At 74.1% G+C, this 10625-nt stretch carries 8 protein-coding genes and 1 pseudogene; 4 read left to right on the top strand and 5 right to left on the bottom strand.

The window, feature by feature from the left end; translation table 11 throughout:
• Positions 1–101 precede the first annotated feature (101 nt).
• From FGF04_RS01110 to FGF04_RS01100, 3 genes are all read right to left on the bottom strand, one after another.
• The gene (locus FGF04_RS01110) at positions 102–1667 is read right to left on the bottom strand and encodes a transporter (protein WP_149509425.1); all 1566 of its coding nucleotides are present in this window, start codon (positions 1665–1667) and stop codon (positions 102–104) included.
• A gap of 71 nt (positions 1668–1738) precedes the next feature.
• On the bottom strand, positions 1739–2518 hold the full coding sequence (locus tag FGF04_RS01105) for an ABC transporter ATP-binding protein (protein WP_149509261.1): 780 nt from the start codon (positions 2516–2518) through the stop codon (positions 1739–1741).
• A 308-nt stretch (positions 2519–2826) separates the two neighbouring features.
• A complete protein-coding gene (locus tag FGF04_RS01100; protein ID WP_149509260.1) occupies positions 2827–3486 on the bottom strand; it encodes a bifunctional DNA primase/polymerase in 660 nt (219 codons plus the stop codon).
• A 331-nt stretch (positions 3487–3817) separates the two neighbouring features.
• On the opposite strand from FGF04_RS01100, the gene FGF04_RS01095 reads away from it, so the two are divergent.
• Positions 3818–5203, top strand: coding sequence for a transcriptional regulator (locus tag FGF04_RS01095; protein WP_149509259.1), 1386 nt, complete (start codon positions 3818–3820; stop codon positions 5201–5203).
• Positions 5204–5483: 280 nt separating this feature from the next.
• Complete coding sequence (locus FGF04_RS01090) at positions 5484–7325, top strand: hypothetical protein (RefSeq protein ID WP_149509258.1); 1842 nt, start codon at positions 5484–5486, stop codon at positions 7323–7325.
• A 97-nt stretch (positions 7326–7422) separates the two neighbouring features.
• On the opposite strand, the gene FGF04_RS01085 is transcribed toward FGF04_RS01090, so the two are convergent.
• A complete protein-coding gene (locus FGF04_RS01085; protein ID WP_149509257.1) occupies positions 7423–8724 on the bottom strand; it encodes an ABC transporter substrate-binding protein in 1302 nt (433 codons plus the stop codon).
• Positions 8725–8840: 116 nt separating this feature from the next.
• Between FGF04_RS01085 and FGF04_RS01080 the strand changes: the two genes are divergently transcribed.
• Together FGF04_RS01080 and purU are read left to right on the top strand one after the other, a co-directional pair.
• Positions 8841–9341 (top strand): SCO4402 family protein, encoded by a 501-nt coding sequence (locus FGF04_RS01080; protein WP_149509256.1) that lies wholly within the window; start codon positions 8841–8843, stop codon positions 9339–9341.
• Between the two features lie 190 nt (positions 9342–9531).
• Positions 9532–10383 carry a formyltetrahydrofolate deformylase gene (purU, locus tag FGF04_RS01075; RefSeq protein WP_149509255.1) on the top strand — a complete coding sequence of 284 codons (852 nt, stop codon included), beginning with the start codon at positions 9532–9534 and terminating at the stop codon, positions 10381–10383.
• Between the two features lie 59 nt (positions 10384–10442).
• On the opposite strand, the pseudogene FGF04_RS01070 reads toward purU, so the two are convergent.
• A pseudogene (locus FGF04_RS01070) lies at positions 10443–10625 on the bottom strand (immediate early protein); the annotation flags it as partial.

Here is a 10625-nt window from a genome sequence, read left to right as displayed (position 1 = left end):
GGGTGGAGCGGCTCAGCCCTTGAGGGTGGGGGTGCGCAGTTCCCCGCGCCCCTGAAAGGCGAAAGACCTCACCGTTCCCCGCGCGCCTGGAGGGCGCAGGGTTACGCCTTGCTCACCGCTGTCAGGATTTCTGGGAGGCGGGTGGCTGTTCGGGGGGCTGCCAGGTGGAGGCCGGCCAGGGTGAGGGCCGTGCCGTAGAGCGTGCCCAGGGGGAGCAGGAGCCAGCTCCAGGTCTCGCCGGTCGCGGTCGTGTCGAAGTAGATCGTCAGGGCGATCACCGGGGCGCACAGCAGCGCCGCCGAGACCATGCCGCCGAAGATCGAGATCCAGGCCAGCCCCGCCTGCCCGGGAGCGACGTTCTTGTAGCCGTCCTGTGGGATCGAGTACGGGAAGCGGGCGGAGGACCAGGCGCCGGTCGCCAGCATCGCGCCGAGCAGCGCGAAGGAGAGGCCGAGCACCTCGGGCAGGGCCGCCCAGTCGCCGAGCAGCGCCGTCGTCAGGACGGTGACGAGGGTGGCGTACGGGAGGGTGATCAGCAGGAGGGCGAGGGCGCGGCCCCGCAGTTCGACGTACGCGTCCCGGGTCGAGGAGATCGTCGTCGCGACCATCCAGAACGCGGACGTGTCCTGGCCGAACTGGTTGTACATCTGGATGCCGAGCATCCCCGCGGCGAAGCACGCGAAGTAGACCGAGCCGGTCCCCTGCACCGCGTTGAACACCGGCACGATCAGGCCGATCGCGAGCGAGGTCACCCACGCCGCCTTCGTCTTCGGGTCCCGCCACACGTACCGCAGGCTGCGCTCCATGACGGTGCCCGTGCGTCCGGCGGGCAGCAGCCGGACGGCGCCGGAGGAGCGGCCCGCCCCGTCCCGTACGGGTTCGGCGGCCTGCAGCGTCGAACCGTCCGGCGAGGTCATCAGCCGGGTCAGGCCCCGCTGCCAGTGGGCCAGCAGGGCCGCGAGCGCCAGGCCGCTCAGGGCGAGCTGGGCGGCCCCGGCGGCGTATGAGCCCTCGCTGACGGAGTCCACCGCGCCCAGCGCGGACGCGGGCGGTACCCAGCGCAGGACGTCCGCCGCCGGGTCCAGCGTGGCCAGGCCCGAGGAACCGAGCTTCTGGGCGCCGAAGTTCACGAGCTGCGCGCCGATCGCGATCACCAGGCCGCTCAGCACGGCGAGGTCGCGGCCCCGGCGGCTGGTCAGCAGGCGGAGGTTGGCGGTGGCGACGGCCCGCGCGAGGGCCACGCAGACGAGGAGCGCGAGGACGGCCGCGACGACGCCGGTGACGTACGCCGCCGGTCCGTGCGCCGTCGCGACGACCGAGCCGGCGAGCAGGCACAGCGCGAACAGCGGCCCGATGCCGACCAGGGACGCCAGCAGCAGCGCGCGTACGAGAGGGCGCGGGCGCAGCGGCAGCATGACCAGGCGGGTCGGGTCGAGGGTCTCGTCGCCGCCCGGGAAGAAGAGCGGCATCACGGCCCAGCCGAGGCCCAGGACGGCCGTCAGGGGCACCGTGACGTTCACGGCGTGCGGGTCGCCGCGCAGCGCGATCAGGCCGACGAGCTGCAGGGCGGCGAAGAGCAGCAGGAGGACGAGCGAGGCGAGGTACGCGGCCCGCCGTCCGGCCGACTGGCGCAGGCCGTTGCGCAGCAGCGCCAGCTTCAGCCGCACGACGACGGCGGTGACGGGGGTGGTGGTCGTCGCGGCGGCGGTGGGGGCGGCACCGGTACCGGCGTCCGCGGTCACCGGGCGCCGCCGCCCAGCCAGTCGAGGTCGGAGACGGCGGCGCGGCCGTGCGCGCCGACGAGCTCCAGGAAGGCCTGCTGGAGGGAGGGCGCGGCGCCGCGGACCTCGGCGAGCGGGCCGTGGGCGCGGATGCGGCCCGCCGCCATCACGGCGACCCAGTCGCAGAGAGACTCGACGAGCTCCATCACGTGGGAGGAGAAGACGACGGTGGCGCCGGAGGCGGTGTAGCGCTCCAGGACGCCGCGGATGGTCTGGGCGGAGACCGGGTCGACGCCCTCGAACGGCTCGTCGAGGAAGAGGATCTCGGGGTTGTGCAGCAGGGCTGCGGCCAGGCCGATCTTCTTGCGCATGCCCGTGGAGTAGTCGACGACCAGTTTGTGCTGCGCCCCGGCGAGGTCGAGGACGTCGAGGAGCTGGGTGGCGCGCTTGTCGACCTCCGCGCCGGGGAGGCCGCGCAGGCGGCCGGTGTACGCGAGCAGCTCGCGTCCGGAGAGCCGTTCGAAGAGGCGGAGTCCTTCGGGCAGGACGCCGATGCGGGCCTTGACCTCGGTGGGGTCGTGCCAGAGGTCGTGGCCGACGACCTCCACGGTTCCCGCGTCGGGGCGCAGCAGGCCGGTCAGCATGGAGAGGGTGGTGGTCTTGCCGGCGCCGTTGGGGCCGACGAGGCCGATGAACCGGCCCGCGGGGAGATCGAGGTCGATCCCCGCGACGGCCGTCTGCTCCCCGAACCGCTTCCAGAGTCCGCGCACGCGGACTGCGACTGTGTCGACCGTCATGCGCGCACGATAGCCGTGCCGGGGCGCGGAGCGTGGACCTCCGCGGGTCCGCCGTGGCTGATCGCGCAGTTCCCCGCGCCCCTGAAGACAAAAGACCGCGCCGTTCCCCGCGCCCCTGGGACCTGCGGGCCGGTGGGGGCTGGCCGCGCAGTTCCCCGCGCCCCTGAAAGGCGGGGCTGCGCCCCTGCCTTTCGTCGAGGGCGGTAGCCCCTGCTTTTAAGGGGCGCGGGGAACTGCGCGAGCAACCCCCACCGGCCCGCACCCGGGAATCTGCCGTACCGGTCGAATTGCCCGCCCGCCCGGCAGGGCTACCGCCGGGCTTCCCGGCCGCATGCGTACGCCAGAGGGGAGATCAGTTCCTCCACGTCCGGCAGCCAGCGGTTGGCGGGGGTGGGCCGGCAGGCCCACTGCACGGCCCCCCGCGCACCGAACCGCGTCGGCGGCGCCGCCACGTACGCTCCCTCACCGAGCACGTCGAGGTCGAGGGACGCGACCGGCCACCCCAGCCTGCGCACCAGGTCCGGCACCTTCACCCCGGCCCCCGGCAGTACGAAGAACTGCATGCGCCGATCCGGCGTACAGGTGACGGGCCCGAGCGTCAGCTCCATCCGCCGCATCCGCGCCAGCGCGAGGAACCCCGCGGTCTCGGGCACGTCGATCGCGTCGAACGTCAGCCCCGTGGGCAGCAGGATCGACGCCGCGGGCTGCTTCGCCCACAGCCGGCGGGCGACGGTCGCGCTGCCCGTCGCCACCGACGCCCAGTCGGCGCGCGCCGGGTGCGCGCCGGGCACGGCGCACGCGGGGTCCCCGCAGGAGCAGTGCTGCACGCCGTCGACGGCATCGAGCCAGGTGCCGGGGAACACGTCCCAATGGCGCTCCTCGGCGTAGCGCACGGCGGTGTCCTGCAGCGATTCGCCGCGCTGCTGCGGGATCTGGGCGGCCTCGGTGCCTGCGATCGTCTCTTCCACGCCCACTCAACTCCCTCACCCATCCGTGGTTACGGCCCCTGCGCGCGCGGGGGAGGAGCACCGATTCCACGGGTGGGGCGCATGGGTGCATGTGCGGGGGCGCGCAGGGGAGGCGGCAGCGGGTGGTGGGTAGCCCTGTGTCCTGTGTGGGGCGGGCAGCAGCCTTTACCCCGGCAATCCTCGCATGTCTCGCATCTTCGGTATGTCCGCGGGGCATTGATCTTCGAGGCCGGAACTTTCCGCCCCCGCAGGGGGCGTGGGGGTCCCCGGCTGCTGAGGGCCCATCAACTCGGTGCGCGTGGACGGCACCGCAGCCACAGGGGGTACGCCAATGGCCGCAAGGCCACTCGTCGCGCGGCAGCCGAACGAACGACTGCAGGCGCTCATCCAGGAAGCGGGCTGTTCGAACGCCGGTCTGGCCCGCCGGGTCAACATGTGCGGCGCGGAGCACGGTCTGGACCTGCGCTACGACAAGACGTCCGTGGCGCGCTGGCTGCGCGGGCAGCAGCCGCGGGGCCGGGCGCCCGCGATCATCGCGGAGGCGCTGGGCCGCAAGCTGGGCCGGACCGTCACGATCGACGAGATCGGCATGGCGAACGGCAAGAACCTCGCCTCCGGCGTGGGACTGCAGTTCTCGCCGACGGTCCTCGGCGCGATCGAGCAGGTCTGCGAGCTGTGGCGCAGCGACGTGGGGCGCCGGGACTTCCTGTCCGGCTCGTCCGTCGCGGCCTCCGCGCTCGTCGAGCCGAGCCGGGACTGGCTGATCTCCTCGCCGGACGCGCAGGTCTCGCGCTCGGCGGGCCCCCGGGTCGGGCAGTCCGACGTCGCGGCGGTGACCGCGATGACCCAGGCGCTCGTCGACCTCGACCACCAGTACGGCAGCGGGCACGTGCGCCCGGTGGTCGTGCACTACCTGAACAGCGTCGTGTCGGGGCTGCTGGCGGGCTCGTACCGGGAGGCGGTCGGGCGCGAACTGTTCGCGGCGGTCGCCCGGTTGACGGAGCTGGCCGGCTACATGGCCATCGACACCGGGCAGCCGGGCCTCGCGCAGCGGTACTACATCCAGGCGCTGCGGCTCGCGCAGGCGGCGGGCGACCGCGGGTACGGCGGGTACGTGCTCGCCGCCTCCATGAGCCACCTGGCCGCGCAGCTCGGCAACCCGCGGGAGATCGCGCAGTTGGCGCGCGCGGCGCAGGAGGGCGCGCGCGGACGCGTCACACCGCGCGCGGAGTCGATGTTCCACGCGGCGGAGGCGCGCGGGCACGCGCTGATGGGCGACGCCCGCTCGGCGCAGGCGGCGTCCGGCCGGGCGGTGGCGGCGCTGGAGCAGGCCGATCCGGAGTCCGGGGACGACCCGCGGTGGATCGCGCACTTCGACGAGGCGTACCTCGCCGACGAGTTGGCGCACTGCCACCGGGACCTGGGGCAGGCCGAGGCGGCCGCGCGGCGCGCGCAGGAGTCCCTCGACGGGCACCCCGAGTCGCGGGCCAGGCGGCGCGCGATCGGGTACGTGCTGCTGGCCAGCGCGCAGGTGCAGCAGCGCGAGGTGGAGCAGGCCTGCCACACGGGCCTGCGCGCGGTCGAACTGCTCGGCACGCTGCGGTCGAACCGCGGCGCGGAGTACCTGGACGACTTCCAGCAGCGCCTGGAGCCGTACCGGGACGAGCCGGTGGTCCGGGAGTTCGGGGCGCGGATGGACCTCCAGGCGGCGGCCTGAAGGACGTTGTCCGGATCGCTTCGGTCCGCGGCCCGGCCGACTCGCTTCCGGCCGGGTACCGCGGACCTGCGGCGGTCCGGACGGCGTGAACGTGTGAGAAATGAAGCACATGGTGGGAAAGGCGGCGTGAAACAGGGGCTCGAACGGGACCCCGGGGGGCGGTTTGTCACCTGCTGTCCCCGGTGCCGGGAGTCGCCTCCCGTGCTGCGTGGCAGCGGCCCGCGGGGACCCGGTAGCGTGAACCGACGATTCCGAAGGTCCCCCATTCGTAGGAGTCCCGGTGACGCACAACGGACAGGGCGACGAGCCCTCGGCGCGGCCCGCGCGCGAAGGCATCGTGCTGCCGTCCGACGGCGGCGAGCCCCTCCTGCCCGGCCAGACGGGCGACCGCGCGGTCCCCGCGGGCGGCCGGTCCTGGGACCAGCCGTGGGGTCCGCGGTCCGCTCCGCAGGCTCCCCAGGAGCCCGGGCAGGGCTGGGCGCCCGCGGACGAATGGGGTAGGGGCGACCAAGGTCACGGCCAGGGGCAGGGTCACGGCCACGGTCAGGGACAGGGCCATGCGCCCGGCCAGGGCCAGGACTCGCAGATCTCCAGCTGGAGCGCCCCGCCCCAGGGCACGGCCGGCCAGGGAGCACAGACCTCGCAGGGCTGGGACGGCCCCGCCCAGGGCCAGGGTCAGGGCCAGGTCGTGCAGTACGGCGATCCCCAGGCCCACCACCAGGCCCATCAAGCGCACCAAGCCCACCAAACCCCGTACGGGGCGCCGGGCGCGGGCGGCCGGTGGGACGACCCGCAGGCGTCCGGCGGCGCGATATCCCAGGGCGGCCACGGCTACCCGGACGCCTCCGCCGGAGCGGGCCCGGGCGCGGTGCCGCCCGCCGCACCCATGGACGAGGGCGCGACCCAGTTCCTGCCGCCCGTCGCCCCCTCCGGGCCTCAGCCCCCTTCCGCGGACGAGGGCGCCACGCAGTTCCTCCCGCCGGTCGGGCCGGGCGCGCTGCCTCCCGAGATGCCCGCCGGGGGTACGGCGCCCGGCGCGTCGCCCGCGGAGTCGACCCACTACCTCGGCCGCGTCCCCAAGGACGGCGGCCCCGGTCGGCAGCCCGGCGGCAACGGCGCGGGCCCCCTGCCCGCCGCCGTGGACCCCGACGCCCAGCCCACGCAGTTCATGGCACCGGTGCCCGCACAGCCCGGCGGGCCCGGTAACCGGCAGCAGCCGCCCGCCGAGTTCGACAACCTCTTCCGGGCGGACGGCTCCGGCGACGCCGGGGGCGCCACCCAGGTGCTGCCCCCCGTCGACCAGCCGCGGTCGCGCCGGCAGCCCGGCCGGCAGCAGCCGGCCGCCGCGTCGCCCGAGTTCGGCACCGCGGCGGGCTTCGGCACGCCGTCCGGCTTCGGCACCCCCGGCGCCGGCGCGCCGGCGGCCCCCGGCGGGCACGGCGGACGCCGGGGCGCGCCGGACGGCGACCACGGCCGCGGCGGCCGGTCCCGCTCCCGCGTCCCCCTGATCGCGGCCGTCGGCGTCGGCATCGCCGTGCTCGGCATCGGCGCGGGCGCCCTGCTCAGCGGGGGCGGCGGGGAGGAGGACAAGGGCGACGAGAACACGACGGTGGCGGCGACCGCTCCCGCCACCGACGCCTCCGGCTCCGACTCCGCCTCGGCGGGCCCGGAGGAGGCGCAGGCCGTGGCCCTGGACAAGCTCCTCGCGGACAGCGGCAACAGCCGCGACTCGGTGGTCAAGGCCGTCGACAACGTCCGCAGGTGCACGAATCTCAGCCAGGCCGCCAGCGACCTGCGCGACGCCGCCGAGCAGCGCAACGGGCTGGTCACGCGGCTCGCCGGCCTCTCCGTCGACAAGCTCGACAACCACGCGCAGCTCACGGCCGCGCTCAACAGCGCGTGGAAGGCCTCCGCCGCGGCGGACACCCACTACGCGGCGTGGGCCGACCAGGCCGCGGGCAAGAAGGGCTGCCACAAGGGGCAGGCCCGCTCCACGGGCCAGACGGCCGCGGGCAACCGGGAGAGCGGCACCGCGACCACGCAGAAGGCCAAGGCCGCCAAGCTGTGGAACTCCATCGCGCAGACCTACGGCCTCACGGAGCGGCAGCCGGGACAGCTGTGAGTGCCCGCGACTGAAACCGCGGCCCGGCGCCGGCGTGAGGTCCCGGTGGGAACCGGACCCCGACGCCGGCCGGCCGCGGTGTGCCGGCCGGCCGGCGTCACGCCTCGGTGTGCTCCAGGACCCCGGACGTATCCACGAAGCCCTTGCGCTCCGTGACCAGCCGGCCCTCGCGCACCACCTGGAAGGTCACGTCCGCGTTGGTCATCCGCGGGAAGTCGCTCGCCGCGAGCAGGTTCGGCAGGCTCCAGCTGAGGGTCGGCGTCAGCCCGCCCGTGGAGACCTCCAGCCCGTCGTCGAGCGTGCGCCGCAGCGTCCGCGCCGACACCTCGCCGTCGCCCAGCGACTCGATCGCCTTCTTCAGGACGGTGTACGCCACCCAGGTCGTCTGCACGCCGGGATCGCCGACGTCGATGCGGTTGTCGCCGAAGGCCTCCGCCCGGACGACCGCCCGCATCGCCTTCCACCGCGCGTCGCCCGACGCCGGGTACCAGCCGGTGACGTACGCGCCCTCGTACGTGCCGCCCGTCGCGTCGATCATCGACTGGTCGACGCTGCCCAGCACGGAGGCCGTGTGCACCGCCGGGTACTCCTCGCGGGTCCGCCGGAAGGAGTCCATGAAGATGTCGGTGCGGTCGCCCAGCGCGGGGATCACGCACCCCTCCTCCCGCGGGTCCGCCGAGACCCGCTGCAGCGCCCGGCGGGCGTGCCCCGCATACTCCGAGGCGTCCTCGGCGGCCCGCTGGTCCACGGAGGCCGCGTGGCCCGCCGCCGTCAGGCCCGAGTCGAGCAGCACCGGCAGCTCGTCGCCGGCGACCGTGTCGGGGCGTACGAGGGTGACCGGGCCGCAGGTCCTGGCGAGCTGCCGGCCCAGACCGGCCAGCAGGGAGGCCTGGCCGCCGTTGACCGGGTAGGAGAGCGGGCTGGTGAACTCGTCGTCCGTGACGCCGTAGCCGCCCAGGTAGGGGATGCCGGCCGCCTCCAGCGGCGAGAAGAACGAGCGGGCGTGCTGGCTGTACGACCCGACGACGGCGACGACGCCCTCCTCGACCGCGCGCCGGGCGCAGTTCGCGGCGGACACCGTGTCGTTGTCGTCGTTGCAGGTGAGGACCTGGAGCTTGCGGCCGTCGAGGCCGCCGTGCTTGTTGACCCAGCGCGCGTACGCCTTCGCCATGGCGGGCATCCCGGGCTTGTTCGTCGTGCCGGTTCCCTCCGGGGCCCACGTCATGACCTTGACGGTGCCGCCCCCCGAACCCCCCGCGGTACCGGGGACGACGCCGCAGCCGGCCGCCGTCGACACACACAGCGCCAGCGCGCCCGCGGACAGCACTCTGGCCTTGGTGAGGGGGAGACGCGGGCGGAGGGCGGTACGGAGGATGTGGTGGTGTCGCCTGCCGGTCATGAAACGCACGATTCCGTCACACCGCTACGACCGGTGTGACCCTCGGTCGCTGCGAGGTGACGTCCGGGTGAACACCGGGGTGCGGAACGGGCCGGCGGGGCAGGAACGTACGATCGGTGACCGTGCAAGGTTCGGAGAACTCTTCCCGTCGCGGCCGTCGCTCATCCACCATGGGCGGCATGCCACTGAACGACATGCCGTGGTGGCGCTGGCGCAGCAATGTGCGCTCCGCGCTGCACATGCTTTCCGACCCCGAGTTCCAGCGGGGTGTCTGGCTCGCGGGGGTCGACGGGTACGGGGACGTGACCGACGCCGTCTACCGCCTCGTCGAGGACACCTGGCTGGACAACTGGTCCGCCGAGAAGTACGTCGGGACGATCTTCCGCGATTCGCAGGAGGCCGCGCTCGTCGACTCCGCGGTGCTGCGGGTGCTGCGGATCATGCACCAGGTGGGGCCCGACGCGCCCGTCTCCGCGTACCTCGACCACGCGGGGTGGCCGGAGGCGGTGCGGGCCGCCCGGGACGCGCACGTGCGGATGGCCGTGAGCGACGGGGAGGAGCCGGATGTGCCGCCCCGGACGCTCGAAGTTCTGCGGATCATGACGCGGTCGGCCTAGGGCGGCCTGGCCGCCTGTGGGCTGCCTGAGGTCTGTGGGTTCCGTGCGGGCCGGTGGGGGCCGGTCGCGCAGTTCCCCGCGCCCCTTGAGGGCGACAAGCTCGCGCCGTTCCCCGCGCCCCTGAAAAGCGGCGCGTCCGGATCGCGGGCGCCTGCCTGGGTGCGGGGTCCCGTGTGGGACCCTGGCCCCCATGAACGAGCAGTACGTCCTGACCCTTTCCTGCCCCGACAAGCAGGGCATCGTGCACGCCGTGTCGAGCTATCTCTTCATGACCGGGTGCAACATCGAGGACAGCCAGCAGTTCGGCGACCACGACACGGGTCTGTTCTTCATGCGGGTCCACTTCTCGGCCGAGCTGCCGGTGACGGTGGAGAAGCTGCGGGCCAGCTTCGCGGCGATCGGCGACGCCTTCGAGATGGACTGGCAGATCCACCGGGCCGACGAGAAGATGCGGGTCGTGCTGATGGTCAGCAGGTTCGGGCACTGCCTGAACGACCTGCTGTTCCGGGCGCGGACCGGCGCGCTGCCCGTCGAGATCGCGGCCGTGGTGTCCAACCACACGGACTTCGCCGAGCTGGTGGCGTCGTACGGCGTCCCGTTCCGGCACATCCCGGTCACCAAGGAGAACAAGCCGCAGGCCGAGGCGCAGGTGCTGGAGCTGGTGCGGGAGCAGGGCGTCGAGCTGGTGGTGCTGGCGCGCTACATGCAGGTGCTGTCGGACGACCTGTGCAAGCAGCTGAGCGGGCGGATCATCAACATCCACCACTCGTTCCTGCCGAGCTTCAAGGGCGCGAAGCCCTACCACCAGGCGCATGCGCGGGGGGTGAAGCTCATCGGCGCCACCGCGCACTACGTGACGGCCGACCTCGACGAGGGGCCGATCATCGAGCAGGAGGTCGAGCGGGTGGGGCACCAGGTCACGCCGGAGCAGCTCGTCGCGGTGGGGCGGGACGTGGAGTGCCAGGCGCTGGCCCGGGCCGTGAAGTGGCACGCGGAGCGGCGGATCCTCCTCAACGGACGGCGCACCGTCGTCTTCGACTGACGCCGCACCGATGCGCCCGCCGGGACCGCCCGTGCGCCCGCCGGGCTCACCCGTGACCTCTACATGCGGCTCATGGACGCCGCCGCGAAGAGGACGTCCCTGATCGCCTCCCGGTCCCCCAGCTGGCCCGCGGCCGCCTCCTCCGGGGGCACGTGGCCCGCCACCAGCTGGCAGAACTCCACCCCGTCCAGGGCCACGTGGGCCACTTCCCCGTCGTCGGGGGCGGACGGAGTGTCGGAGGC

The sequence above is a fragment of the Streptomyces apricus genome, assembly GCF_008369065.1.
In the GTDB taxonomy this organism is placed as follows: domain Bacteria; phylum Actinomycetota; class Actinomycetes; order Streptomycetales; family Streptomycetaceae; genus Streptomyces; species Streptomyces apricus.
Note: the sequence above shows the minus strand (reverse complement) of the source record. Positions and strands in the feature narration are given on the sequence as shown.

Excerpts from the sequence above, each read along its gene's own strand:
- FGF04_RS01105 (WP_149509261.1), bottom strand. The coding sequence starts at position 2,518 with ATGACGGTCGACACAGTCGCAGTCCGCGTGCGCGGACTCTGGAAGCGG.
- purU (WP_149509255.1), top strand. The coding sequence starts at position 9,532 with ATGAACGAGCAGTACGTCCTGACCCTTTCCTGCCCCGACAAGCAGGGC.
- FGF04_RS01095 (WP_149509259.1), top strand. The coding sequence starts at position 3,818 with ATGGCCGCAAGGCCACTCGTCGCGCGGCAGCCGAACGAACGACTGCAG.
- FGF04_RS01085 (WP_149509257.1), bottom strand. The coding sequence starts at position 8,724 with ATGACCGGCAGGCGACACCACCACATCCTCCGTACCGCCCTCCGCCCG.